The sequence below is a fragment of the Kribbella sp. ALI-6-A genome, from assembly GCF_001984195.1.
Taxonomy (GTDB): Bacteria; Actinomycetota; Actinomycetes; order Propionibacteriales; family Kribbellaceae; genus Kribbella.
Genome location: NZ_MTQN01000005.1, coordinates 182,770 through 207,682, shown reverse-complemented (window position 1 = coordinate 207,682; position 24,913 = coordinate 182,770). Strand labels below are relative to the sequence as shown.

Genomic DNA, 24,913 nt, shown 5'->3' with positions numbered 1-24,913 from the left:
CGCTTCGCGCCGCTTGTGCGCCGACACCTTCCGGGGAAGGCCTGTGTCCTACACCACTGGTTCGAACCTGAGGACGTCCCGGATGGGCGGCTCGCGTCGACTCTCGCATCGCACTTCGCCGTGAAGGCTGTAACCCGGAAGTTCGTCGTCCGGGATGCGATGTAGACCGAGTGCATGGCTCTTCCTGCTGAGGTCGTCGCGCCCGTGAAAATCGAGGTCCGCCCGGGACATCACCTGGCGGTCCGGCGACGGGGAGACGGCGGCGTACCGCTGTTGCTCGTCCACGGCTTCCCCTGCACGAGCCGCATCTGGTCGCACAATCTTGTCCCCTTGGCGGAGGCGGGGTTCGACGTCGTCGCGCCGGACCTGCGCGGCTACGGTGACTCCGACTTCGCGCCCGACGACTTCTACGACTTCAACGCGTTCAACACCGACCTGACCGGCCTGTTCGACACGCTCGGCTGGGACCGCGCGGTCGTCGCCGGGCATGATCTGGGCGCGATGATCGCCATTGACATGGCCAACCGTCACCCGGAGCGGGTTGATCGCCTGGTGATCCTGGACGACTCCATGCCCGACCTGAAAGACGCGTTCGCGGCGGCGGGGATTCCGCCTCTCGACCTCAAGCCCGCCGTGTACGACTACCAACGCCGTCAGGGCCACCACGCCGACGCCTTGGTTGCCGAACTGGACACGCCCGAGCGGCGTCGGCGTTATGTGGCCGAGTTCTACGGGCACCGCCTGTGGTGTCCGCCCGATGCCTTCGGCGAGGATGACCTGGCCTTCTTGACCGAGCCGTACGGGGACGCGGCCCGGCTGCGTGCCTCCTTCGCCGACTACGAGATCGTCATGGGCACCCGGCCGCTGTCGGCCCCTGAAATGACCGACCGGCCGGTCCGGCAGCCGGCGCTGATGCTGATCGGCGAAGACCAGGTAACCGTAGGCGACCACATCGAGCAGCGGTGCGCGCTCGCCTTCCCCGAAGCGGTCGGCCCGTTCTGGGTCAAGGGCGCCGGCCACTTCATGTCCTGGGAGCGACCCGAGACGGTCAACCGCGCCATCCGTTCCTTCTGCGGCGACCTCCTGGCCGTCTGAACTCCGGTCGGTGAAGCCGCTGGTCAACGAACCGCCGTCCCGTCGAGCCAACAGCCCACGAGCGTCCGCAGCACGCAGGGCGTACTGCGGACGCTCGGGCGCTACTACGCCGGGGTCGGTGCTCCCGCCGTTCCGCACTGCCCCGCGCAGGGCACGCTGGTCGGCGGGTTCGCCGGTGCCGGAGCCGGGCGTCCGTCGGCGTCGAGCGGGGTCATCGAGTCGACCTTGGCGTTCTTGTGGGGAACGACGAGGGCGAAGAACCGCAGCCGGTCGGAGGTCGGCGTACCGACCGCGTCGGTCGTGTAGGTCTTGCCGCCGGCAACGATCCGCACCGTTCGGGCCTCGACCGACACGGCACCCATGACCAGGGTCGCGTCGATCATCGTCGCGCTCTTCTCCCGGACCCGGCCCGGCGTCACCGTGAAGTCGCCGGAACGCCCGGCCGGCCACTCGGTGTAACACCTGTACGGTCGGCCGAAGCTGTTGCCTGCGCCTTCTTCGACGACCAGACAGGCGCCGGACAACGAGAGCGCCGACCAGTTCCCGGTGGAGATCCTGCCCTGCGCCACGTAGTACGCCGGCCGGTACGCGTTGGCGTCCGGCAGGGTGGTGAACTCCTTGTCCGACCACGGCTCCGGCAGAACTTTGGTCTGGGGGCTGGACGGCTGCGGGGGAGTAACGCTCGGCGTCGGCAGCATCGGTGCGGCTGTCGTGGGCGGGGCGAACCCGGCGACACCGGCCTCGGGTCCTCCGGGTCGCAGCGCATCCAGAGCAGGTCCGGCGGCAGCCGCCACGGTGACCGCGGCGGCGGCGACCAGCACCGCTGCTGTACTCCGGCGCCGGCGTCGTCTCTGCTCGATCCGCTGCCGGACGGGCGCGGCGGGGTCGGCCGGTTCCGGGCGCGATTCCGTCATCGCTGCGAGCTTGGCGGCGAGGTCCTCAGTCATGCGATGTCCCTTCCGGCCAGTTCGGCCGACTGCACAGGTGATCGAAAGTGGTTGGTGGCCCGGAGCGCCTCGAGGCCTCTGCGGGTGTGCTGTTTGACCGCACCCACCGAGCAGCCGAGCAGATCGGCCACGGTCTTCTCGGACAGGTCCTCGGAGTAGCGCAGGTACACAGCAACCCGCTGCTTCGGGCTGAGGCGTTGCATCGCGGCCTGCAGGGCGAGGCGTTCGTCCACCTCGGCGGTCGCCGAGCCGATCGCGACGTCCGGCAGCGTTTCCGTCGGCTGCTCGCCCCGCCAGCGGCGGCGAGCCGAGGACAGGAACGTCGTGGTGACGATCTTGCGCAGGTACGCCTCGGGGCTGCCGTGCCGCACACTGCGCCAGCGGAACCACAGCTTGGTGAAGGCCTCCTGAGCCAGGTCCTCGGCCCGTTGATGGTCCAGCGTCAGCGCGTAGGCGAAGCGAGCCGTCGTGGTCCAGCGCGCTCGGACGAACGCGTCGAAGTCGTCGTCTCTTGTCATTCCCGTCCCTTCTACACCTACTGAACGCGCTGGACTCCCGCGCCGGGTGACACGGCGGGCAATTCCGTGGTGGTCGCATGCTGTTGTCGACCTCAACGCCGACCACTTCGAGCCGGGCACCAGCCGAGAGTGACCGGAGCACCACAGGTGGGCGATGATCTGCGGATGCGGCCCTTGAAGCACGGCTATACCAACAGCACGCGTGGGGACGGTGCCGTCGTGAACAAGACTTATGAAGGGCCCGACACCGACCTCAGACTGGGTCGCGAGTACACGCTGCTGACCCGACTCCAGGGCCGGTTGCCAGTTCCGCCGGTGCACGCAGCGACCACAACCACACTGACGCTCGGCTTCGTGGCAGGCGCCCCCGGTCAGGAACTCGTGGAAGCCCAACCCGCTGCGGTGCTGGCGAGCTGCGGAGAAGTGTTGCGTCGCATCCACACGGTCCCGCCTGACGTGCTGACCGCTGACAGGCACGAGGCCGGCGAGGTGCTGGTGCACGGCGACTTCGGTCCCAACAATCTGCTGCTCAACCCCGACACGTTCGAAGTGACCGCCGTGGTCGATTGGGAGTTCGCTCACCTCGGAAAGCCTGTCGAGGACCTTGCCTGGTGCGAGTGGATCGTGCGGATGCATCACCCCAGCTGCACCCATGCTCTCGACCACTTTTTCCGTGCCTACGGCGGGCGAGTGCCCAGCTGGGTGGACCGCAGGGCCGCCATGCTGGCCAGATGCGAGCAACTGCGCCAGTTCTGCGACCGCTGGGACCCGAACGGTCCGGGCGTGAGGCAGTGGCAGGAACGCACCGCAACGACGGCAAGCTGGAGTGAGTAGACCGGCGGCCGGGCACAACCGCGGGCCAGCGCCGGGAGCGGAGTTGTACGACACCAAGTTTCGCCCGCGATTCCGCTCGAGGAAGACTCCTGAGGCCTGAGCCAGGGCTGCGCGGGCGACGAGCTCAGGTTCGGCGTACCGGGAGGATCGTTTCGACCGGCTTCGACAGCGAGCGGCGGTTGATCAGCCACCGCCAGAGGATCCGCTGAAGGAGCAGCGTCGCGACTCCTGCCACTGTCATCCCGGCGAGGTTGATTGCCAGCTGGGCGGCGGAACCGCCGATCTGGTGCGGTGCCCACAAGGCGATCGACAGGGCCAGGTCGCCGGCGGCCGGGACGGTGGTGACGGAGATGAAGACGCCGACCAGGGCGTTGGAGCGGCCCGCTGTCTGTGACAGTACGCCGGCGCAACCGGCCAGGACGGCGACGACGGCCGACCACTTGTCGGGGCGCCAGATAAAGCCGGTCAGTGGGCGGGCGGCGGTCACGTCGCCTGTGTCGATCCACCCGACCGCTCGGGCCAGGACCGCCGCCAGCGTGGTCAGGACGATCGCCAGCAGGAAGCCCTTGGCCAGCAGAACAAGCGCCTGTGAGCTGAGTCGTGCTCTTCCCAGGGCCAGGCCGAGCGCCAGCGCGGCCACCACTCCGAACTCCGGGCCGACGACCATGGCGCCGACCACGAGGATGGCCGAGTCGGTGATGACGGCGATCGCCGCGATCATCGTCGCGAGCGTGAGGAACGCGTAGAACGCCCAGGAACCGCGCGCTTCGGCGTACCCCTGATCCACCACCGCGTCCCACACGACCGCGTCGTCAGGTGCTCCGGGGGCTGCCTGTTCGGTTTCCCGGGCGTTGCGTGACGGGGACGCGTCGACGGTGGACAGCGAGACGGCTCCGTCGTCGTACAGGCCTTGGTCCTTGAGCCGTTCGAGGATGTCGGAGGTCGCCTCCCGGGTGACGTCGCAGTGCACGACGTCGCCCGCTGGGCGCTTGGCGGCGCCGGGCAGTACGACGATGTTGGTCGTCCGCTCGTCGGCCACCAACGCGTCCACGACCAGGTCGGTGCGGTCGGGCGGAATGATCAGTCGCAGATGCATCACCCCACCCATGATGGCCGAATCACTGTGAGAGCCCTGTGAGAGGTGAAGCTTCCCGGATCGCCGGTGCCTGACCCAACGGTCTAGCCGACGTGGATGCCGGGTCGCCGGTCGGGGTCGGGTTCGTGCTGGCGGATGATTTCGCGGACGACGGGGGCGGTGTCGCCGCGGCCCAGGATGAGGTAGCGCAACAGATGCGACAGCGGATTGCCCTCGGACCACTCGAAATGGCAGTGCGGCCGTACGCCGGTGGTGTCGCGCAGGGTCAGCAGGATCGCGGCGATCGCGTTGGGGGCCGCCGGGCTCTTGGCACGCAGGATCCGGTAGCCGTCCACGTCGACGCCTTCGACCCGCAGTACGTCGCTGAACGTGGAGGGGTCGACGACGTCGATCTCCAGGAACATCACGTCCGCGTGGCCGGGAACCGGGTCCATGGCACGGACCTCGGCCTCCTTGGCGGAGTACTCGGCGGCGTCGCCGGCCTGGCGGCGGTTGGCGATCAGGTTGAGGGCGCCGTCGTTGCGGATCGAGTCGGTGACGAACCGGCGGGCGGTGTCGTCGAACTCGATCCGATCGGCGCGCAGCTCGGTGGTCCGCGAGACGCGCGAGATCAGCGAGACGACGATGATGCCGGCGATGAACAGGCCGGAGATCGCGATGCCGTCGGGCTTCTCCCGGATGTTCTCGACCAGGGCGTAAAGCAGGACCAGGGTGAGCACGGTGAAGGCGATCGTCTGCCGGCGCTGCCGCCGGTGCGCGGCGGACACCGTGACGGCGACCGCGCCGGAGACCATCATGACCAGGATGCCGGTCGCGTAGGCACCGGCCTGGGCGTCGACATCGGCGCCGAAGGCAACAGTGATGAGAATGCTGATGGCGGTGTAGACCAGCACGACCGGCCGGACGGCGCGGCCCCACTCCGGCGCCATGCCGTACGTGGGCAGGTAGCGCGGCACGATGTTGATCAGCCCGGCCATCGCCGAGGCGCCGGCGAACCACAGGATCAGGATGCTGCTGATGTCGTAGGCGGTGCCGAAGATCTCGCCGAGGTGTTCGTGGGCGAGGTAGGCCATCGCGCGACCGTTGGCGGCGCCGCCCGGTTCGAACTCCTCGGCCGGAATGAGCACGGTGGTGATGAAGCTGGTGGCCAGCAGATAGACGCTCATGATCAGCGCGGCGGCCGTGAGCAGCTTCTTGGTGTTGCGGATCCGGTCGGCGAGGCGCTGAGCGGGGTCGTTGCCGTCGGCAGCGACCAGCGGCATCATGCTGACCCCGGTCTCGAAGCCGGACAAGCCGAGAACCAGCAGCGGGAACGCGATGATCGCGGGCCCGATCACGCCGCCGAAGCCGTTCCGGCCCTCGGTCAGCGCGTCGACCCAGTGCGAGAACGCGCCCGATCCCGTCAGGACGTCGTACAGGCCCACGATCACGACCGCGGCGTTGAGCGCCAGGAAGATCCCGACCAGCGGGATCGCGACGCCGACCGCCTCGTTGAAGCCGAGCAGGAAGACGCCGCCGAGGATCAGCAGCAGCACGACGGTCACCGCGACCTCTTGGCCGTGCAGGAAGCCGGGTGCGTACGGGTTCTCGAGCAGGTGCACGGTCGCGTCGGCCGAGGACAGCGTGATGGTGATGATCCACGAGGTGGCGACGAAGCCGAGCAGGACCAGGACGAAGATCTTGCCGCGCCAGAACGGCAGCAGGTTCTCCAGCATGGCGATGGAGCCCTGGCCGTGCGGGCTCTCCTTGGCCACGCGCCGGTACATCGGCAACATCCCGAGCAGCGTGAGCGCAACGATCAGGAGCGTTGCCAACGGCGACAGAGCGCCGGCGGCGAGGGCGGCGATGCCCGGCAGGTACGAGAGGGTGGAGAAGTAGTCGACGCCGGTCAGACACATGACTTTCCACCACGCCTGTGGCGGCGCGTGTCCCTCGCCGGCTTCCGGACCGACCGGCTGTACCCGGTGCTCCAGCAACCAGCCGCGAACCCCTCGCGTGCTGGTCGGCTCGCTCGGACCCTGGACGGTGGCGGGTACGGCGTACTCGTCTTGAGTGGTCACGGATGCCAGGATGCATGAGCTTTCAGCCAAGCCGTAATCGGTGTTAGAGACCTGTGAGAACCCTGCATCGCGGGGAAGTGACGTAGAGGCCTCTGTGGTTGCCCTCGCACGGTCCGTCTACCTAGTGCTACTGTGTAGTGGTACTCGGTGCCACTGAGTACTGCGAGTGCTGAAGAGGATCACGATGGACGACCTGACGGAGATGCTGAAGGGCACGCTCGAGGGCTGTGTGCTGCAGATCATCGGCAGTGAGGAGACCTACGGGTACGACATCACGCGCCGGCTGAACGAGCTCGGCTTCGCCGATGTCGTCGAGGGCACGGTCTACACGATCTTGTTGCGGTTGGAGCGCAATGGGCTGGTCAAGGTGACGAAGCGACCGTCCGGGCAGGGGCCGCCGCGCAAGTTCTACGCGCTGAACGCCGCGGGCCGCAAAGAGCTCGCGACGTTCTGGGCGAAGTGGGAGTACGTCAGCACACGGATCGAGAAGCTCAGGGAGGGCGGGAGATGAAGATCTGGGAGACGATGACCGGCAGTGATCTCACCAGGGAGTGGAAGGCGTTCGAGGCCCGGGCCGAGGCGTTGCCGGCCGACTACCGGGCGGCGTGGGAGCAGATCAAAGCCCACCTGCTTCCGTACGGGAACTTCAGCGGCCGGAACCTGCTGCCGATTCTCGACGGGGCCTTGGGGCTGCTCGAAGAGACGGCTGAGCAGGGGCAGAGCGTCCGCGAGGTGCTCGGGGACGACATCCAGGGCTTCTGCGCGGCACTGGCCGGGGGCGAAGGCAGCCGGACCTATCGCGACCGGTGGCGCGAGCAGTTGAACAACAACGTCGCACGCAAACTGGGCCGGTTGGGAGGCTGAGATGGGAATTCAGGACATCATCGAGGGCAAGAAGCAGTGGCGGGCGCACGTGGCGCGGGTCAAGGCGCTGCCGCCGGACTACCAGATCGTCTACCGCGAGATGCAGAAGTACTTCTTCAAAGTCGGACCGGTCGACCTGACCGACGGGAACCTGCTGCCGGGAATCGTCGAGTTCTTCGAAGAGGGAGCCGCGTCCGGCAAGGGAGTTCTCGAGCTGATCGGCAACGACGTCGCTGCCTTCTGCGACGACCTGATCAAGGACTCTCGCACGTACGCCGACCTCTACCAGGAGTCGATCAGCCGGGAACCTGGAACGGTCGAGAAGTAGCCTCGGTCGGCTCTGGAGGGATGCTCGATCAGCCTGCTGCCCGGTGCGTGGTGGGCGAACTGCCCAGTGGAGGCATCGCCCAGCCACGAGCCAGGGACGACTCGTACGCCGGAGCACCTCCGGAGAAGTACTCGGTGAACTTCATGATGAGCGGGTCCCAGCGCAACGGATCGATGTAGCGGTCGTCGTTCATCAACAGATCCTCGCGGACGTGGACCCGGGCGACGGTCATCTCCAGCGCTCGCAGGTTGCTGCCGGCCTCGCCGACCTGATGGATCCGCTCGATCCGGCCCTCGAGATTGATCGGGCTCTCGTGCACCGCGTCGACGTCGACCAGGCTGCCCGGCTGACGGGTCAGCCCCGCCGCCGCGAACTTGTCCGGCTCGAACCGGTAGCCGCGGGCCCGCTTGGACTCGGGGATCTGCTCCGCCCCGGTCAGCAGCGCGATCCGATCGAGGGCGGCGACCATCGCAGGCTCGACCAGGTTGAGGATGCACTCGGGCCGCTCCACCAGGTTCTGCACCGTCTGGGAGGTGATGGTCATCCCGAGCATCGCGCTGTGCCCGAGCCACCAGGCCGACGACATCGGCCCGAGATTGGTGGTGCCGTCGGGATTGCGGGAGCTGACCAGCACGACCGGGGTGCCGAAGTACAGGACTTTGGGTTCGACGACTCGCTTCATACCAGCAGAACGTTGGCGGTCGACAAAGTGTGAGGGCCGGGCGTGCCACCAGGCATAAGCCCTGGTCAGAGAGCCGACGAGGGACGCCAACCCCTAGCCACCGCTTTTTCGGGCCAGTTCGATAGAGATGAGTTATCAGGTGAGTTCCGCACGCGCTGCACGGTTGTCGGGAATTGACCTTGACACCGCGTCAAGGCCCACCCTGGAGCCATGTTCACCATCGGAGACTTTGCCGCGTTCGGCCGGGTGTCGGCGCGGATGCTGCGGCACTACGACGCGCTCGGGCTGCTCCGGCCGGCTGTCATCGACAGCACCAGCGGCTACCGCTACTACAGCGCCGACCAGCTCAAGCGGCTCAACCGGATCATCGCGCTCAAGGATCTGGGCTTCACCCTGCAGCAGGTCCAGGACATTGTCGACGCCAAGGTCGGCCCGGAGGAGCTGCGCGGCATGCTGCGTCTGCGCCGGGCCGAGCTCGAGGCGCGGCTGGCCGGTGACGCGCTGCGGCTGGATGCCGTCGAGGCGAGGCTCCGAATCATCGAGAGGGAGGGTCACATGTCAACGGACGACGTCGTCCTGAAGTCGGTACCGGCGATCCGGGTCGCCGAGTTGTCTGCCACCGCCGCGAGCTACGACGGGGTGGACATCGGTCCGGTCATCCAGCCCCTGTACGCGCAGGTCTGGGAGCGGATCAACGCCGCCGGCGTGAAACCGGCCGGGCCGCCGGTGGCCTACTACGAGAAAGCCGAGGGTGACGCGCTTGTCGTCCACGCCGCCGTCACCGTCGACGCGGCCGAACAGGGCGGCGCCGATTACCAGGTGCTCGATCTGCCGGAACTCCCGACGGCCGCCACCATCGTCCACCAAGGCTCGATGGACCAGGCGGACGAAAGCATGCAACTCCTGGCCCGCTGGATCGACGACGGCGGCTACCGCAGCGTCGGCTACGCCCGCGAAGTCTGCCTCGCCTTCGACCCGGACAACCCGGACAACTGGGTCCACGAGTTCCAGATCGAGGTGACTCGCCCCTGAGCAGCGACCAACCGAGCTTCGGACCACCCCGACTGAAGCCCGGCCCGGCCGCCTGAGGCCCAGCCTGACTCAAGCCCGGGGAAATGATGAGGCGCCGCCGCTACTGCACCCAGCCGCCGGAGGGTGACATCGACGCCCGGCTGCGCGCCTTGTGGACCGCCCTGACCACCAGCACTGCTCGAGTGCGCGCAGGGCGGTGACGAAGCGTTCGGTGCGCGACGTCATCGGCCGCCCCGATCGAGCTTGACCTCCTGGTTGTCGCCGGGGAACTTGTCCGGATCACGAGTGATCACGGCCGCCGCGGCGCCGAGCAGCTTGACGACCCGGCTGCTCGGCGACTCCCAGTACTCCGCGCTGGTCGCGTGCACCTTGATCAGCGTGAGCCCGGGCGTGTCCAGCCCGTCCGGGAACCAGGCCTTCAGCGGTGCCGACCACAGCTCCTCGGCCTTCGCCTGGTCCTGAACAACGGACGCCGTACCGCTGATCGACGTCCACTCGCTCTGCTTGTCGTTCGAGAACGACACATTCACCTCCGGGTGGACCTCGATCTCGCGGACCTTGGCGGAGTCGGCGTAGGCGAAAAACCACAGGTCCCCGTCGAACTCGACCTCCTGCAACGCCATCGGCCGGCTGACGTGCCGGCCGTCCTCGGTCATCGTGGTGAACATGCTGATCTGTGCGCGGTCGACCAACTGAGCAACGTGCGCCGCGTCGTCCGAAGTCGTCATCGGTGTGCCCTTCGTCTGCCGGAAGCTGTGGCTCGAGGTACCCCGGCGGCTCGCGGGCACGCCGAACTTATGCAGCTGTTGTGCAGTCGGTGGTTCGGGTACCTGGCCGGTGTCCGCGCGCAGTCAACGACTCAGGAGTGAGCAGGGATGAGCAACACCACCGAATCGATCGACATCGATGTCGACGTCACCACCATCTACAACCAGTGGACGCAGTTCGAGTCGTTCCCGCAGTTCATGGACGGCGTCGACGAGGTCCGCCAGATCGATGACACTCACCTGCACTGGAAGACCAGCATCGGCGGCGTCACCCGCGAGTTCGACGCCACGATCACCGAGCAGCACCCCGACGAGCGGGTGGCCTGGAAGTCCGACTCAGGCACCGACCACGCCGGCGTGATCACCTTCCACCGCCTGGGCGACCACACGACCCGGGTCACCGCGCAGATCGACGTCGACCCCGAGGGTTTCGCCGAGAACGTTGCCGACAAGGCCGGTGTGATCTCCCGCCGAGTGAAAGGTGACCTGAGCCGGTTCAAGGAGTTCGTCGAGAGCCGCGGCACCGAGACCGGGGCCTGGCGGGGCGACGTACCGGCAGGATCGTAGTTGAGCACACGCACCATGGCTCGTTCGACGAATCACCAGTAGCAGGCGGCCCGGTAGCCTCCCCCTCGCGCCGGGCCGCCTGTCGTGGTCAGGTCCAGTAGAGCGAACGAGCGGTCGGAAGACGTTCGGTCAGTGCGTTCTCGAACCACGTGCGCAGCTCGCGCATCTCGGCGGCGGGGTACACGTACTTGACCGCCCCGAACTTGCCGTACTTACGGCTACGGCGATCCGGATCCATCTCCAACTTGGTCCGCGGGTACCAGGACTCCAGCACTTCCTTGCTGCCCGGCGTGAAGCGGTGGGTGATGCACTCGACGGTCAGGTCGGCGTTCGTGGGAAGCGCTGCGGCAGCGGCGTCGAGCAGGGCGGAGTACTGCTCGACCCAGCCGTCAACCGGCATGATCGGCGCGATCGTCAACCCGACCGGGTAGCCGGAGCGGGCGAGCGCGCCCAGCCCGGCAAGCCGGACAGGCATCGGATCGGTGCCGCCCTCGAAGCGTCCCGCGACGGCGTCGGCGTTCACCGAAGCGCGGATGCGCGTCCGTCCGTTGTGGGGGAGGTCCAGCAGCGCGTCGACGGCGCCGAACTTGGTGGTCGCCCGCAACTGCACCGGTCCGGCGAACGAATGCGTACCGACGTACGCAATCGCCGCGGCGAGGCTGCCGGTCATGGGCTCGATGCCGAGCGGATCGGTGTAACACGACGCCTCGAACGTCGTCCCTTCGCCGGCGCGTGCAGCGTCGGCCGAGGTGACGGTGCCCTGCCCGACGTAGGCGTCCATGCCGGCCAGGATGTCATCGAGATCGGCGTACACACGGGTGATCGGCGGGCCTCCCAGAGACCCGGCGAGATAGCAGTACTGACAGTGCGCCGGACACCCGCGGGCCAGATCCAACCGCCAGTCGGCGCTGGGAGCGATCGGCTCGAGTTTGCGCGCCGACGGCGGGCTGACAACCACCGCGAGCGTTGCTTTGGCGCGGGCGTAGGCGGCCCGCTCGTCACTTCGACCGAGCCCACTGATTCGGTCGGAACGCAGGAACGTCACGTCGGTGACCCCGGCCGCTTCGACACGGGCCAAGATCTCGCGGGTGTGCGAGCGCTCCGCGGCTGAGCGCGTGACCAGCACGTGTTCGGGTGTCCACAGCTTCGGGCGACGGGAAGAAGCAACGTTTGCCATCACTGGTTTCAACACTGCGCTGGACACCGGAATGCCGCTGTAGAGGTGACGTCCATCACGGGCGCTTGATGCGCGAAGCAACTGGCCATGGACGCGATCGGATTCGTCGTTCACGCGTTCTGGCGCGCCGCCGCACGGACCTGTCGTTCAGTCTTCTTGGCGGGTGAAGGCGATCTCGCTTTCTGCGGACCACGGGCCGCCGAGGTAGCGCCAGATCGACCAGCCGGTCGCGAGGGCGGTCGGCCAGTGCTGGGTTCGCCCGAGGGTGGCGTGGAGTTTCCGGGCCTCGGCGGGGTCCACCTTGTTCTGCACCGTGATGTGTGGGCGGAACGGCTGCCGGTCCTGTGGGGTGAGCCACGGGTGCCACCGGGTCGCCAGTGCGTGATGGAGTGCCAAGAGCCGGGCCGACTGCAGGTCGATGGCGACCCCACGTCCGAGCAACCGAGGGCCGGTGACCGCGAGGTCGAAAGGTTCGGGGCGAATCGCCCGGAGGTCGGCAACGACGGTGCTCAGATGCTCGCCCGGCAGGTGATGGAAGAGCGTGAGGTGGGCGCCGACCCGGTTGAGCCGCGGCGGGAAGGTCGGACAGTCGCGTGCGCGCGGACAGTTGGCGTGCGATCCGGTGGTTGCCTTCGAGACGGTCGGCGTTGCGGTCGAGGAACCACCAGTAGCCGGCCGTGAACGGGCAGGCATCCGGGCCGACCCGCAGCCGGGGGTTGTAGCGGCAGCCGCCGCAGAAGTCGCTCATCTTGTCGATGTAGGCGCCGCCCGCGGCGTACGGCTTGGTCGCGAGCAGGCCGCCGTCGGCGTACTGCGACATGCCGACGACGTTGGCCACCATCCCCCAGTCGTAGCCGTCGACGAACGACCGGTGGAACCAGTCGGTCACCTGGTCGGGGCGCCAGCCGCGTTGCATCGCGTAGTTGCCGAGCACCATCAGCCGGGGGATGTGGTGGACCCAGCCGTGCTCGCGGACTCCCCGCAGTACCTCCGACAGACAGCGCGCGTCGACACTTCCGTCCGCGTCGAGCTCGGTGAACCACTCCGGGAGTTGCCGGTGGGCGAGCAGCGCGTTCCGATGCCGGTAGTCGGGCCCGAAGTGCCAGTAGAGGTGCCACATGTAGTCCCGCCAGCCGATCAGCTGGCGAATGTAGCCCTCCACCGATCGCAGCGGGGCGTCGCCGGCGCGATACGCCTTCTCGGCAAGCTCGACGGCCTCCAGCGGGTCCACCAGGCCGAGGTTCATCGGGGCCGAGAGCAACGAATGTGCCATCCAGTCGTCCTGCGCGAGCATCGCGTCCTCGTACGGGCCGAAGTCCGGCAGCCGGTCGCTGACGAAGCCGCGCAGCACGTGCAGCGCTTCCCGGCGGGTGGCGGCGAACCGGCGCGGACCGTCCTGGCCGACGAACCGGACGTCGCCCTCGCGCTCCCACCGGTCGAGATCCGCCCGGACCTGCTCGTCGATCTCGTCCTCGTCCGGCCACCACGGCTGCGCTGTCCCCAGCTGCGACCGGCGCGGCGGTGGCTCCCGGTTGTCGTGGTCGAAGTTCCAGCGGCCGCCGGCCGGTTCATCGCCTTCCATCAGGACATCGAGACGAGTCCGCGCGTCCCGGTAGAAGTCCTCCATCAGCAGCCGCTTCTTACCCCGCTGCGACGCCCACCGCTCGAAGTCGTCCCGGCTGGTCGCGAAGCCTCGGGCCGGCAGCACTTCGACCGAGGCCAGCCCGCGCACCAGCCGGTCGGCGGCGTACGACGTGGGACGGCAGACCGAGACCTCCTCGTCCACCTGGGCGAGGGCGTCGCGATAGGTGTCGGCCCGCACGTACCGGACCTGATCGCCGAGCTCGGCCGCCCGGTGCCGCATCGCGGACAGCACCAGGTGGGCCTTCTGCCGGTGAAACCTCTTGCGGGCGAACACCGCCCGCGACTCGATCATCAGCGCCGGCTGGTCGGGCCGGTCCAGGAAGTGAGGCCCCAGTTGGTCTCCGAACAGCCAGCGTCGCTTCATGTCCGACGGGTACCCACTCAATATCTCCTCTCCAACGCCACGACCGTCTCGTCCACGGCACCGAGCCTGGCCATGATGATCGGCCTGGCTGTGGGCATCGACTACTCGGTCTTCATCCTGTCGCGCTATCGCTCCGAGCTCGCCGTCGGCCGTCCGCCGGAAGCGGCCGCAGGTATTGCGGCTGGAACTGCCGGTAGCGCGGTTGTCTTCGCTGGGGTGACCGTGCTGATCGCCCTGGCCGGACTCAGCCTCGTGAAAATCCCGTTCCTCACGGTGATGGGATTGGGTGCCGCGGCAACCGTGGCGATCGCCGTACTGGCCGCTCTCACCTTGCTCCCCGCGATCCTCGGACTGCTGGGCCACCGGCTCGTTCCGAAACCAGGATCCAGAGCCGCGCGGCGCGAGCAGGCACAAGCCGTCACCGTCCTGGGGGAGCGCTGGGCCTCCTTTGTGACGCAGCGGCCGCTTCGCACCCTCGTCATCACCTTGCTCGCGCTGCTTGTCCTCGCGATTCCGGCACTCAGCCTGAAGCTTGCCCTGGCCGACAACTCCAGCGCCGCCACCGGATCGTCGCCACGCGTGGCGTACGACGTCGTTTCAGCAGAGTTCGGGCCCGGCTTCAACGGACCACTAACCCTGCTCGTCGAGACCGACGCAGCAACCGCACCCACCGCGGCCGCCAGCGAAATCGCAGACCGCGTCAAGTCCCTGCCGGACGTGGCGGCCGTCAGCGCTCCTCAACCCGGTACCGACGGCCGCAGCGCGGTGCTGTCGGTCATCCCGAAGAGCGGACCGCACGACCCAGCCACAACCAACCTCGTTCGCACGATCCGCGCTCAGGCACCCGCGATCGCCCAGTCGACATCCGCCCAGGTGTCGGTCACTGGTCCGACAGCGGTCGCGATCGACGTGTCGGACCGGCTCAGCTCATCGCTGCTGCCGTTCGCGGCGCTGGTCGTCGGACTGTCACTGATCTTGCTGCTGATGGTGTTCCGGTCGATCATCGTGCCGCTGAAGGCCGCTCTGGGCTTCTTGCTGTCCATCGGCGCTACCCTCGGCGCGGTGGTCGCTGTGTTCCAATGGGGCTGGTTCGCCGACCTCATCGGCGTGAGCAGCACCGGACCCGTGATCAGCTTCCTGCCGATCATCTTGGTCGCCGTACTCTTCGGCCTCGCGATGGACTACGAGGTGTTCTTGGTGTCGAGGATCCGCGAGGCCTTCGTCCACGGCGCAGAACCGACCGCAGCCATCATCAAGGGCGGAAGGAACGCCACCCGAGTCGTCACCGCGGCCGCCCTCATCATGCTGTCCGTCTTCGCCGGCTTCGTCGGAACACCCGACGCGACCTTGAAAACGATCGCTTTCGGACTGGGAATCGGCGTTTTCATCGACGCATTCGTCGTCCGCATGACTCTGGTCCCCGCCGTGCTGGCCCTCGTCGGTCGGGCAGCATGGTCACTGCCGAGCTGGCTCGACCGCAACATCCCCGACCTCGACATCGAAGGCGCCCAACTGACTGATTCCGCCCTATCCGCTACCGACTTGCAGCGCACGCCGGAGCAGACCATTCGACAAGGATGACCGGCGTGACACCAGGTCTGTCTTCGCCCACAGGCATGACGAGTACCTTGTCAGATGCTCGGCTCAAGCGGATCCGTGGGAGTCTCGGAAGGTGACCTCGATGCCGATCCAGGGGTCGGGCTTGCGGCGAAGCGCATACCAAGCTCGGGCCAGGCGGGCCAGGGGAGTTTTGCGGGCCATGAGCTGGTAGGCGTGCTTGGTCTCGGCGCGGTCGAGGACCCGGCCGGTGCCTTCGAGGCTGGCCGCGCCGGCTGGAACGGTTCCGGCGGAGTTGCAGGGTGCGACGACGGCGCGGGCATCGTTGTGCAGGCGCTTCAGTTTGCCGGTGTTCGGGTAGCTCAGGATGTAGAGCTTGCCGTCGTCGACCACGCCCCCGACCGGAGTGGAGACCGGGGTGCCGTTCTTGCGGTAAGTGGTCAGGAGGACGTTGCTGCTCTTGGCAATGCGGGCGAGTGCTGTTGTGGTCATTGGTGGCGTGCTGGGAGGTGGAAGGGGATGCCTGTCAGCGTTTCGGACTGGGCCCAGAGGCTGGCGGCGATTGCGGGGTCGGTGCTGGTTCGTGGTGGCGACGCGATGACTGGAGGTCCGAAGCTGCCGTATTTCGGGCCGTAGTACTGGCCGCTTCGGGCGTCCGGGTCGGTTGCGGCTCGGAGTGCGGGCCATGCTCCGCGGTCCTTGCCGTGGACAGGTGCGGTGAGCCGGATCGTCGCGGGTTGGTTGATTCCGGGCCTCGCGGGGCTGAAGGCGTCGATGCTGAGGCCGGGATGGGCGGCGATGGCTCGGACGTCGGTGCCGGCGGCGCGCAGCCGCCGGTCGAGCTCGGTCGCGAACAGCAGGATCGCGTGTTTCGACTGGGTGTAGGCCTTTTGCGCTGAGTATTTGGACCGTTCGAGCTGGAGATCCTCGGGATCGAAGGCGGCGGCTTTGGTCATGATGCTGCCGACCGGGACCACGCGGCTTCCTGGTGTGGCGGCGAGGATGGGCATGGTCAGCGCGGTGAGTGCGAAGTGGCCGAGGTGGTTGGTGCCGACGGCGACTTCGAAGCCGTGCCGCGTGGTTCGGCGTTCCTTGGCTGCGTTGATGCCTGCGTTGTGGATCAGCCCGTCGAGGCGGTCGAGTTCGGACAGCCGGCCCGCGGCGGCGGCGACCGAGGCGAGGTCGGCCAGATCCAGCGGCACGATGGCGGCGACCGCCCGGCCGGTCTGGCTGCGGATCGCGGCGGCAGCTGCTTGGGCGCGCTGGTCGTTCCTGGCGAGGAGTACCACGTCGGCGCCTGCAGCGGTCAGTTGCTCGGCGATGAAGTAGCCGATCCCGGCGTTGCCGCCGGTCACGGCGTAGGTCCTGCCGGTCAGGTCGGGGGGCATCCAGGTCATGTGATCGCCTACTTTTCGGTCTGTACGTCGTGGGGAGGGTGCCGGCGGCTCAGTGTGCCGAGCAGCATCGCGTGGAAGGCATCGCGCACAGCGTCGGTGAAGGGTTCCTGGAGGGCTTCCAGCTCAGGTGGTCTGCCGGCGCCGGCCAGAAGAGATTCGGTGGCCCGCGTCTGTGCCCACAGGGCGCCGGTGAGCAAGGTGGCATGGCTGGCCAGGCGCGCCACGACCAGTTCGTCCTTGGTGGCGAGTTCTCGGACGGCGCGGGCGAGGATGCCGGTGAGACGCGTGAGATTCGTCATCGAGTCCCGTTTGAACGCCAGTGCCGTCTCCGCGCTGATCTTCCGCTCGAGCACCACGGCCTGCGCGCTGATCAGCTCGCAGAAGAGTGGATGTGCCGCGAGGCTGCGCGACCAGGCGTCGGCGGCGGCCGCGATCTGGCGTTCGGTGCTGGTCCTGCCACTGGGGGCCGGCAGCAACGGATCGAGTTCGTCGAGCCAACGGGCGGTCTCGACGTGCACGAGTTCGAGCAGCACGGCTTCGCGCGACTCGAAGTACCGCAGCACATTGGAGGCGGCGAGACCGACTCGCCTGCCCAGGCCGTTGAGCGTGATCTCGGTCAGTGGCATCTCGGTCAGCATGCCGCGGGCCGCCGCCATGATCTCGGCCTGCCGGGCCGTTCGCTGCTCCTCGGTGCGGGCGCGCTGGAAGTTCGGCATGCCACCACTTTACCCCATAAGAGAGTGCTATTCTGTTATTAACAGAACGTCATTCTCTTATTTGGAGGTTCCATGTCCAGCCCGCACAACCACGAGGTCACGACAGAGCGAGTCGTCTTCGAGTCAGCCGGCGAGACCCTTGTCGGCACGCTGTATCTCCCTGCCTCCCACTCGGCCGATCGGCTGCCCGCGGTCGTCGTCGCCGGCGCGTGGGGAACGGTGAAGGAGCAGATGGCTACCGGGTACGCGCGCGAGATGGCAGTGCGCGGTTTCGCGGCGCTCGCGTTCGACTTCCGCAGCTGGGGGGAGAGCGGCGGTCGCCCGCGATCGATGGAGGACCCGCTGGCCAAGGCCGCGGACATCGTCGCGGCCGTGGCGTTTTTGGCCGGTCGCGATGACATCGACCCGCACGCGATCGGCGGGCTCGGCGTCTGCGCCGGTAGCGCCTATCTGGCCACCGCCGCCACGCAGACGGACCTGATCAAGTCGGTCGCACTCGTCGCCCCGGCCCTGCCGAGCCGCGAGACGACCGAGACGACGCTGGGCGGGCAGCCGGGCGTCGATGCGCTGCTGGCGATGGCCCGCGACGCTGAGGAGCAGTACGCGAAGACCGGCGAGGAACTGCTCGTCCCCGCTGTCGAGCCCCTGCCCGACAACGCGCCCGCCGGTGCCGATTACTACAGCAATCCCGGCCGCGGCATGGTCCCGGAGTGGGACAACACCTTCAACCCCATGTCCTGGCCGGCCTGGCTCGACTACGACGCGCAAGCCGCCGCGGCGAGCCTCACCCAGCCGCTCTCGATCGTCCACAGTGCCAGTGCGGCCAGCCCAGAGAGCATTCCCGAGTTCGTTGCCAAGAGCACCCGCCCCGTCGAGCAGTTGTGGCTCGACGATGTCACCCAGTTCGACTTCTACGACCAGCCCGGCCCGATGAAGACCGCGTCGGACACAGCCGCTCACCACTTCGAGCAAACGCTGCGGTGACAGCACCCGGCATCCCGCAACCCTGTACGGCAATTCACTGGAGGTATCGATGGCTACGACCGATCCCGGCGTACCGGTTCTGTCCATGGCACGGGACGAGGGCGCACCGCTGGACCCGCCCCGTCAGTACGAGGGTTTCCGGCGGGAGGCGCCAATCACGCGAGTCTCACTCGGCCAGGACGCGCCGACAGCCTGGCTGGTGACGCGATGGGAAGACGCTCGCGCCGTACTGGCCAACCCGGAGGTCAGCACCGACCTCACCCGGCCGGGCTACCCGGCGAGGACTCCGATGACGATGCCGCCCGGGTTCTTCCTCTTCCAGGACGACCCAGTCCATGACCTGTTCCGCAAGGTGCTGACGCGCGAGTTCATGGTCAAGAGGATCGAGGCGCTGCGGGCGCCCACCGCGCGGATCTTTGACGGGCTGATGGACGAGATGATCGCTCAAGGACCTGTGACGGACTTCGTCGAGGCGGTGGCGCTTCCGCTGCCGTCGCTGGTGATCAGCGAACTGCTGGGCGTCCCATACGCAGACCACGCCTTCTTCCAGGAGCACTCGAAGGTGCTCATCGACACCACCGTGACGGGTGAGCAGAAGGCGACGGCCCAAGCCGCGCTGGGCGACTACCTGGAGACGCTGGTCCAGCAGCGCCGCAAGGAGCCCCGCGACGACCTCATCACCAGGTTGGGCGAGCAGGTCGACGCCGGCACGTTCTCGGCCCGCGACGCCGCCGACGTCGGTGCGTTCCTGCTGTTCGCCGGTCACGAGACCACCGCCAACATGATCGGCCTCGGGGTGCTCGCGCTCCTCGACCACCCCGACCAGCTATCGCGCCTGTATGCCGGGCAAGCCGAGCTGGCAACAGCGATCGAAGAACTGCTGCGCTACCTGACGATCGCGCAGTCGGGGCTGGCCCGGGTGGCCACCGAGGACTTCTCCGTCGGCGACACCACCATCCGCGCCGGCGACGGGCTGATCATCATGCTCAACTCCGCCAACCGCGACGAGACGGTCTTCTCAGCTACCGCCGACGACCTGGACCTGACCCGCTCCAACGCACGCCAGCACATCGCTTTCGGGTACGGCATCCATCAGTGCCTCGGTCAGCCCCTGGCCCGGATGGAACTGCAGGTTGTCCTACCGGAGGTCTTCCGGCGGATGCCGGAGCTCCGGGTGGCGGACGGTCACGAGGTGGTCTACAAGTCCCACGCCGCGGCGTACGGGCCGGCATTCCTGCCGGTCAGCTGGTGACGAATCTTCGAAGGGATCTCAGATGCAGGTAGAGGTAGATGTCCCGAAGTGCGTCGCGTCCGGGCAATGTGTCCTGATCGCCCCCGACGTCTTCGATCAGCGTGACGAGGACGGCATCGTCGTCCTGCTCGACGACTCACCGCCAGTCGAGCAGTACGCCGCCGTCCGCGAGTCGGCCCTGGTCTGCCCGGCGGCCGCGATCACGGTGTCAGAACGATGAACCGGGTGGTCGTGGTCGGGGCGTCGGCCGGAGGCCTCGCAACGGCCGAGTCGCTGCGCCGGCTGGGTTTCAGCGGCGACCTGACGCTGGTCGGCGCCGAGGCGTCACCGCCGTACGACCGGCCACCGCTGTCCAAACAGATCCTCACCGGTGAGCTCACCGCGGCCCAGGTCGAACTGCGGTCGGCCGAGCAACTCGACGAGCTCGCGCTCGACCTGCGGCTGGGCGTCGAGGCCACCGGAGTCGACCTCGCAACACGTCGACTCAGTACGACGAAGGGAGCGATCGGGTACGACGCGCTGGTCGTCGCGACCGGCGTCCGGCCGCGGTCACTGCCTGGAGCGACCGGGGCGAGCGGTGTCCACTTCGTCCGCACGCTCGACGACGCGCTCGGACTGAAGGAGAGCTTGCAGCCGGGACAGCGGCTGGTCGTCGTCGGCGCCGGGTTCATCGGCGCCGAGACGGCAGCTGTCGCCCGCAGTCTCGGTGTTGAGGTGACGATGCTCGAGCCAGAACCGGTTCCGCTCGCACGTGCGCTCGGTGAACAGGTCGGCCTCGCATTCGGCGCCCTCCACCGAGAGCACGGAGTCGACCTGCGCACGGAGGTCGCCGTCCGGGAAATCCTCAATGACGGCAGCCGAGTGACCGGCGTACGGACGGCCGAGGGCGGGGTCGTGCCTGCCGATGCCGTCGTGGTCGGCATCGGCTCCGTGCCGAACGTCGAATGGCTACAGGGCAGCGGACTGTCGCTGGGAGACGGTCTGTTGTGCGACGAGTTCAGCAGAGCAGCACCGGACGTGTACGGCGTCGGCGACGTGGCCCGGTGGACCAACCCTCTGTTCGGCGTCTCGATGCGGATCGAGCACCGCACGAACGCGGCCGAGCAAGGTCTCGCGGTCGCCCGGAACCTGCTCGAACCCGGTGCAGGCAAGCCTTTCGCGCCGGTGCCGTACTTCTGGTCCGATCAGTACGACCGCAAACTCCAGGCCTATGGCTATCTCCGCGACCATGATGAGATCGCCGTGGTAGCCGGTGACCTGCGGAGTCCGTCGTTTGTTGCCGCCTATCGCAAGGGCGAAGTGCTGACCGGAGTTGTCGCTGGGAATGCTGGGCCGAAAGTACTCCGGGGCTGGCGTGCGGCGATCGCCCGCCAACAGCCGTGGCGCGACGTCGAGGCTGGGCCCGGGCAGCTTGACGCCCGATCTGGCGGGGCCGGTGCAGCTAGAACTGGTGGTGCGCAACTTCGGACCGTCGATCGCATGCAACGTCCGGGTGTCTTTTGATCCGGAGATCCCGGACCCCACCGGACCCGTCAACAAGTGTGCCGCCGTTTCTCAAGCGTCGGTATCCAGCCCAATCCCTGTGCTGACTCCTGGGATGGAACTGGACAACATCTTCTACTCAGGGGAGCGAGGGGGCGGCGGCTGGGTGAACCGCGAGCCGACCCCGGAGCAAGTGACTGTGAGGATCACCTATGAGAACGATTCGGGTGACGGCTTCACAGATGAGTTTCCGCTCGACACGAATCTCATCCGGAACCGCATCTACACCGAATCCTTTGGGGCGCCGGAGGCGCAGATCAAGATGATCGCCAAGTCGGCGAAGACCCTGGCAGATCTAGCCGCTGGCGCGGATCGCCGCCGCCGTGCCCGGGAAGCTGCACAGCAGCGGCGCGAGGCAACTGAGCTCACCGACGGGGATGACATTGCCCTTCCAGTTGGGGACCCGGAAAGAACACGGGCATTTGTAGATCGCTTCTTGCGCCGGAAGAGAACGGACTAACCTTCGGGGGCAACTTCGCCCTGGGGGTAGGTGGAACGGTGCTGGGCACGGTTCCTCGTTCTCCGGCACGTGCGGCGAAGGTTCGCGACCGCATCGATGCACCGCCGCCACGCTGAAGCTGGGTACCGCCGGATGTTGGAGTGACGGGAGTTGGTACGCCATGGCTGCGGCAGGATGATCAGGTGCTGAAACTCGTTGCCATGTTCTTCGCCGGCGGCGTCTTACTTATCCAGTAAGCGATATCACCCCGAGGTGGCCGACCTGAACGCGGCGCAGCTCACCGAGTAGGTCGGAATGCCGGTCCGCGTCGTCGTCGGCGAACCGCCCGTACCAGCTCGAGCGCACGGAGGACGAGGGCCGCTGGTCGACGTCACCAGGGAACGGGTCCGTCGTTGCCGACGAAGGTCCCGGTCGGGTCGTCCGGGCCGACTGTCGCCATCCGCACGATGATCTCCGCGCCCTCCTGCACGGTGTTCACCGCGACGCCGGCCGCCCGGAGCTGCTCCACCGTCGGCAAGCCCTCGCGGGCGGCGACGAAGTCGGTCGCGGTGGGCCCGGGTGACGCGGAGTTGACGCGCCAGCGGGGGAAGGCCCTCGCGTACTGGATCGTCAGCATGTTGAGCGCCGCCTTCGACATGGGGTACGCGAGCATTGACCACCGCGCGTCCGGGCCCGCGTTCAGCGTCAGGGAGCCGACGGCGCTGGAGACGTTCACGACGACCGGAGCCCGGCTCGCCTCGAGCAGCGGCGTGAAGGCCGTCAACACCGCGGCGGCGCCGAACACGTTCGTCTCGAACACCCGGCGGAGGTCGTCGAGCGTCGCCTCGGCGGGCGGACGCTGGTCCCCGGCGATGCCGGCGTTGTTCACCAGGACGTCCAGCGCGCCGACCTCGTTCCGCAAACGGGTTACCGCCGCGGCGATCGAGGCGCTGTCGGTGCTGTCGAGGAGGACCGGCGTCGCGCCGACCTCGGCGCTCGCCTCGGTCCCTCGTCGCAGGTCCCGGGCGCCCAGGTAAACGGTGTGGCCGGCCTCCACGAGGCGACGGGCGACCTCGTAGCCGATCCCGCGGGTAGCACCGGTGACGAGGGCGGTTCTTCCTGCAAGCTCCGACATGGGGACGCTCCTTCTGGGTCAGATGGCCCAATCGTAGCATGGATTGGGTCAACTGACCCAGAAGTGCTTGGGAAGCGGTTGGGGCTGGACGTCGAGGGCAGCGTGAAGGCCGCAGTTGGTTCGACGATCTTGCGCACGCGGCGCGCCCAGGCAGTGGGGGACGGCCGGGCCGCCAGCGATCAGAGCGTGCCTGGAAGGTGCAGGGCGTCGGACGGACCGTCAGGCGACGGTCAGGCGGCGAAGGACTCGACGTAGCGAAGCGCGGCGTTCATCGACGTCCGCAGAGGCGCCGTCGACTGCATGGTCTGGCCAAGGAGGGTGCCCCCCTGGAGGGCTGTCAGCAGCGCCATCGACAGCTCGTCGAGATCGGCTTCGGGACGGAGATCGCCCCGGTCGCGCATGGCGCGGAGACCGTCGAGCAGCAGGGACTGCAAGCGCACGAAGGCGCTGCAGAGCTCATCACGGGTCTGCTCGTCGCCAGGACTCGTTGAGCCCGCCAGCATCGCCAACGTGCAGGCCCCGTGACCGCTGCCGTGAGCGAGGTTCTCGACCGCGGCGTCGGCCCACGCCCGCAGCTCCTCGAAGCTGTCGAGCGGACCCAGCATCGGGTGACCGACGAACGCCTCCGACTCAGACTGACGAGTGATGACCGCCCTCACGAGAGCCTGTTTGCTACCGAAGTAGTGCATCAGCTGTGACCCGCTGACCCCCGCGGCCTTGCGGATATCGGCGGCGCTGGTACCGGCAACGCCGAACTGGCCGATGAGCGTCGCGGCCGCCTCGACGATGCGCTCTCGGGTGGCTTGCCCCTTCTGGGTGATCACCCACCCAGGCTAGTCCACTGGGTCACTCCGCCCACAAGCCTTCAATGAAGTTGCGGAGGCAGCCGTCACTGAGTCGCTACATGCCCTCCACTCTGCCCCGACCGGGCCAACCGGACCAGGGACCGCTTGTCCCACCCACGCGGCGCACGGGGTCTACGCTCGCGGCATGAGCGAACTCGCCGACCAGATCATCGTCTCGCTGCGCCAGCACCACGACCAGCTCGTCGAGGTCATCGACGGTCTCGACGACGAGCAGCTGGTCGCGCCGAGCGGCGCGTCCGAGTGGCGGATCTGCGACGTGATCTCCCACCTGGGCAGCGGATCGGAGACCATGCTGCGGCCGTTGGCGGCGGCCGTCGGCACGGAGGTCCCCGTGGGCGACAACCAGGCGGTCTGGGACCGCTGGAACGCAATGGCGCCCCGCGAGCAGGCGCAGGGGTACGTCGACCGCGGAGCGGTCCTCGTCGAGACCCTCGAGTCCCTGACGCCCGAGCAGCGCGACGCGGTCACCATCCGCCGACCTCGGCTTCCTGAGCCCGTCCCGCTGGAGGTCGCTGCCGGCATGCGCCTCAACGAGGTCGCCCAGCACACGTGGGACGTCACCGTCGGCCTCGACCCGGCCGCGACGGTCGACGCCACCGCCGCCGGCCTGATGCTGACCCTGCTGTCCGACCAGCTCAGCTTCATGCTCGGCCTCACCGCCAAGCCCGACGCCCTGAGCGAGCCCACCGAGGTCGCGGCCGGCGACTGGGCGCTCGTCGTCGACCAGCGCGCCCGGATCCTGCCCGCCGGCACCAACCCGCTCGCGACCTTCACCGGCACCACCGAGTCGTTCTACCGGCTGCTCGGCGGCCGCCTCGCCGAGCGCTACACGCCGGCCGGCACCGAGGTCACCGGCAGTGTCACGCTCGACGACCTGCGGCGGGTGTTCCCGGGCTTCTAGTCCGGCCTCACCGTCGGGCCTATAACGGTCGTTATTTCAAGCACTACTAGCTATACGTTACTTACAGGCCGATCTGTTTCGCGCCTTGCGCCGAGGTCGGTGGTGGCTACGCAGGGCTGACGTGAAGTTGGCGGTCGCGGCTGATAGGA

Annotated in this window: 27 protein-coding genes and 1 pseudogene; 14 read left to right on the top strand and 14 right to left on the bottom strand. The window is 67.9% G+C overall.

Annotated features, from left to right (window positions below):
• Positions 1 to 174 precede the first annotated feature (174 nt).
• Positions 175 to 1,095, top strand: a complete 921-nt coding sequence (locus tag BWI15_RS02415; protein WP_083750520.1) for an alpha/beta fold hydrolase — start codon at positions 175 to 177, stop codon at positions 1,093 to 1,095.
• A 104-nt stretch (positions 1,096 to 1,199) separates the two neighbouring features.
• Here BWI15_RS02415 and BWI15_RS02410 read toward each other — a convergent pair whose 3' ends face one another.
• Positions 1,200 to 2,042, bottom strand: coding sequence for a hypothetical protein (locus BWI15_RS02410; RefSeq protein ID WP_077012603.1), 843 nt, complete (start codon positions 2,040 to 2,042; stop codon positions 1,200 to 1,202).
• Positions 2,039 to 2,560, bottom strand: a complete 522-nt coding sequence (locus tag BWI15_RS02405) for a SigE family RNA polymerase sigma factor (protein ID WP_077012602.1) — start codon at positions 2,558 to 2,560, stop codon at positions 2,039 to 2,041. Before BWI15_RS02405 ends, BWI15_RS02410 begins: the two co-directional genes overlap by 4 nt.
• 147 nt (positions 2,561 to 2,707) lie before the next feature.
• On the opposite strand from BWI15_RS02405, the gene BWI15_RS02400 reads away from it, so the two are divergent.
• The gene (locus tag BWI15_RS02400; RefSeq protein ID WP_237771096.1) at positions 2,708 to 3,394 is read left to right on the top strand and encodes a phosphotransferase family protein; all 687 of its coding nucleotides are present in this window, start codon (positions 2,708 to 2,710) and stop codon (positions 3,392 to 3,394) included.
• A gap of 124 nt (positions 3,395 to 3,518) precedes the next feature.
• Here the strand turns inward: BWI15_RS02400 and BWI15_RS02395 are convergent, their stop codons facing one another.
• Together BWI15_RS02395 and BWI15_RS02390 are read right to left on the bottom strand one after the other, a co-directional pair.
• Positions 3,519 to 4,490, bottom strand: a complete 972-nt coding sequence (locus BWI15_RS02395; protein WP_077012637.1) for a DUF389 domain-containing protein — start codon at positions 4,488 to 4,490, stop codon at positions 3,519 to 3,521.
• An 83-nt stretch (positions 4,491 to 4,573) separates the two neighbouring features.
• A complete protein-coding gene (locus BWI15_RS02390) occupies positions 4,574 to 6,550 on the bottom strand; it encodes an APC family permease (RefSeq protein ID WP_077012600.1) in 1,977 nt (658 codons plus the stop codon).
• Positions 6,551 to 6,734: 184 nt separating this feature from the next.
• On the opposite strand from BWI15_RS02390, the gene BWI15_RS02385 reads away from it, so the two are divergent.
• Genes BWI15_RS02385 through BWI15_RS02375 form a run of 3 tightly spaced genes read left to right on the top strand, consistent with a single transcriptional unit; the run spans position 6,735 to position 7,742 of the window.
• Positions 6,735 to 7,061, top strand: a complete 327-nt coding sequence (locus BWI15_RS02385) for a PadR family transcriptional regulator (RefSeq protein ID WP_077012599.1) — start codon at positions 6,735 to 6,737, stop codon at positions 7,059 to 7,061.
• Entirely contained in the window at positions 7,058 to 7,414 is a 357-nt protein-coding gene (locus BWI15_RS02380) for a DUF1048 domain-containing protein (RefSeq protein ID WP_077012598.1), read from the top strand. Before BWI15_RS02385 ends, BWI15_RS02380 begins: the two co-directional genes overlap by 4 nt.
• A 1-nt stretch (position 7,415) precedes the next feature.
• Positions 7,416 to 7,742, top strand: a complete 327-nt coding sequence (locus BWI15_RS02375) for a DUF1048 domain-containing protein (protein WP_077012597.1) — start codon at positions 7,416 to 7,418, stop codon at positions 7,740 to 7,742.
• A gap of 28 nt (positions 7,743 to 7,770) precedes the next feature.
• Here the strand turns inward: BWI15_RS02375 and BWI15_RS02370 are convergent, their stop codons facing one another.
• A complete protein-coding gene (locus BWI15_RS02370; protein WP_077012596.1) occupies positions 7,771 to 8,424 on the bottom strand; it encodes a flavin reductase family protein in 654 nt (217 codons plus the stop codon).
• Between the two features lie 210 nt (positions 8,425 to 8,634).
• Here BWI15_RS02370 and BWI15_RS02365 point away from each other — a divergent pair, with 210 nt between their 5' ends.
• Complete coding sequence (locus BWI15_RS02365) at positions 8,635 to 9,456, top strand: MerR family transcriptional regulator (RefSeq protein ID WP_077012595.1); 822 nt, start codon at positions 8,635 to 8,637, stop codon at positions 9,454 to 9,456.
• 221 nt (positions 9,457 to 9,677) lie between these two features.
• Here the strand turns inward: BWI15_RS02365 and BWI15_RS02360 are convergent, their stop codons facing one another.
• Complete coding sequence (locus BWI15_RS02360; RefSeq protein WP_077012594.1) at positions 9,678 to 10,184, bottom strand: pyridoxamine 5'-phosphate oxidase family protein; 507 nt, start codon at positions 10,182 to 10,184, stop codon at positions 9,678 to 9,680.
• A 147-nt stretch (positions 10,185 to 10,331) separates the two neighbouring features.
• Between BWI15_RS02360 and BWI15_RS02355 the strand changes: the two genes are divergently transcribed.
• Positions 10,332 to 10,790 carry an SRPBCC family protein gene (locus tag BWI15_RS02355; protein ID WP_077012593.1) on the top strand — a complete coding sequence of 153 codons (459 nt, stop codon included), beginning with the start codon at positions 10,332 to 10,334 and terminating at the stop codon, positions 10,788 to 10,790.
• Between the two features lie 88 nt (positions 10,791 to 10,878).
• On the opposite strand, the gene BWI15_RS02350 is transcribed toward BWI15_RS02355, so the two are convergent.
• The 3 genes and pseudogenes from BWI15_RS02350 to BWI15_RS40690 form a co-directional block, all read right to left on the bottom strand.
• On the bottom strand, positions 10,879 to 12,081 hold the full coding sequence (locus BWI15_RS02350) for a spore photoproduct lyase family protein (RefSeq protein ID WP_237771095.1): 1,203 nt from the start codon (positions 12,079 to 12,081) through the stop codon (positions 10,879 to 10,881).
• Positions 12,082 to 12,114: 33 nt separating this feature from the next.
• Positions 12,115 to 12,660 (bottom strand): 2'-5' RNA ligase family protein, encoded by a 546-nt coding sequence (locus BWI15_RS40695; RefSeq protein WP_077012591.1) that lies wholly within the window; start codon positions 12,658 to 12,660, stop codon positions 12,115 to 12,117.
• 751 nt (positions 12,661 to 13,411) lie between these two features.
• Positions 13,412 to 13,975, bottom strand: a pseudogene (locus tag BWI15_RS40690) (cryptochrome/photolyase family protein); the annotation flags it as partial.
• Here BWI15_RS40690 and BWI15_RS38255 point away from each other — a divergent pair.
• Positions 13,862 to 15,556: an MMPL family transporter gene (locus BWI15_RS38255; RefSeq protein WP_269087152.1), complete on the top strand. Its 1,695-nt coding sequence runs from the start codon at positions 13,862 to 13,864 to the stop codon at positions 15,554 to 15,556. The pseudogene BWI15_RS40690 and the gene BWI15_RS38255 sit on opposite strands and share 114 nt — an antisense overlap.
• Positions 15,557 to 15,619: 63 nt before the next feature.
• Here the strand turns inward: BWI15_RS38255 and BWI15_RS02330 are convergent, their stop codons facing one another.
• From BWI15_RS02330 to BWI15_RS02320, 3 genes are read right to left on the bottom strand one after another with little or no spacing between them, the layout of a single operon-like run.
• Positions 15,620 to 16,024: a PPOX class F420-dependent oxidoreductase gene (locus BWI15_RS02330; protein ID WP_077012589.1), complete on the bottom strand. Its 405-nt coding sequence runs from the start codon at positions 16,022 to 16,024 to the stop codon at positions 15,620 to 15,622.
• Complete coding sequence (locus BWI15_RS02325) at positions 16,021 to 16,920, bottom strand: SDR family NAD(P)-dependent oxidoreductase (protein ID WP_237771093.1); 900 nt, start codon at positions 16,918 to 16,920, stop codon at positions 16,021 to 16,023. Before BWI15_RS02325 ends, BWI15_RS02330 begins: the two co-directional genes overlap by 4 nt.
• Positions 16,921 to 16,937: 17 nt before the next feature.
• Positions 16,938 to 17,645 (bottom strand): TetR/AcrR family transcriptional regulator, encoded by a 708-nt coding sequence (locus BWI15_RS02320; protein ID WP_077012587.1) that lies wholly within the window; start codon positions 17,643 to 17,645, stop codon positions 16,938 to 16,940.
• A 72-nt stretch (positions 17,646 to 17,717) separates the two neighbouring features.
• On the opposite strand from BWI15_RS02320, the gene BWI15_RS02315 reads away from it, so the two are divergent.
• The 5 genes from BWI15_RS02315 to BWI15_RS02295 all read left to right on the top strand — a co-directional run bounded on the left by BWI15_RS02315 (position 17,718) and on the right by BWI15_RS02295 (position 21,883).
• Positions 17,718 to 18,629: an alpha/beta hydrolase gene (locus BWI15_RS02315; protein ID WP_077012586.1), complete on the top strand. Its 912-nt coding sequence runs from the start codon at positions 17,718 to 17,720 to the stop codon at positions 18,627 to 18,629.
• Between the two features lie 49 nt (positions 18,630 to 18,678).
• Entirely contained in the window at positions 18,679 to 19,881 is a 1,203-nt protein-coding gene (locus BWI15_RS02310; RefSeq protein WP_077012585.1) for a cytochrome P450, read from the top strand.
• A gap of 22 nt (positions 19,882 to 19,903) precedes the next feature.
• On the top strand, positions 19,904 to 20,101 hold the full coding sequence (locus BWI15_RS02305) for a ferredoxin (protein ID WP_077012584.1): 198 nt from the start codon (positions 19,904 to 19,906) through the stop codon (positions 20,099 to 20,101).
• Positions 20,098 to 21,384: an NAD(P)/FAD-dependent oxidoreductase gene (locus tag BWI15_RS02300; protein ID WP_077012583.1), complete on the top strand. Its 1,287-nt coding sequence runs from the start codon at positions 20,098 to 20,100 to the stop codon at positions 21,382 to 21,384. Before BWI15_RS02305 ends, BWI15_RS02300 begins: the two co-directional genes overlap by 4 nt.
• Positions 21,385 to 21,478: 94 nt before the next feature.
• Positions 21,479 to 21,883: a hypothetical protein gene (locus BWI15_RS02295; RefSeq protein WP_077012582.1), complete on the top strand. Its 405-nt coding sequence runs from the start codon at positions 21,479 to 21,481 to the stop codon at positions 21,881 to 21,883.
• Positions 21,884 to 22,253: 370 nt separating this feature from the next.
• On the opposite strand, the gene BWI15_RS02290 is transcribed toward BWI15_RS02295, so the two are convergent.
• Both BWI15_RS02290 and BWI15_RS02285 read right to left on the bottom strand, forming a co-directional pair.
• Positions 22,254 to 22,997: an SDR family NAD(P)-dependent oxidoreductase gene (locus BWI15_RS02290; RefSeq protein ID WP_077012581.1), complete on the bottom strand. Its 744-nt coding sequence runs from the start codon at positions 22,995 to 22,997 to the stop codon at positions 22,254 to 22,256.
• 230 nt (positions 22,998 to 23,227) lie between these two features.
• Positions 23,228 to 23,821 carry a TetR/AcrR family transcriptional regulator gene (locus tag BWI15_RS02285; protein WP_077012580.1) on the bottom strand — a complete coding sequence of 198 codons (594 nt, stop codon included), beginning with the start codon at positions 23,819 to 23,821 and terminating at the stop codon, positions 23,228 to 23,230.
• A 166-nt stretch (positions 23,822 to 23,987) separates the two neighbouring features.
• Between BWI15_RS02285 and BWI15_RS02280 the strand changes: the two genes are divergently transcribed.
• Positions 23,988 to 24,764 (top strand): maleylpyruvate isomerase family mycothiol-dependent enzyme, encoded by a 777-nt coding sequence (locus BWI15_RS02280; protein ID WP_077012579.1) that lies wholly within the window; start codon positions 23,988 to 23,990, stop codon positions 24,762 to 24,764.
• The last annotated feature ends 149 nt before the right edge of the window (positions 24,765 to 24,913 follow it).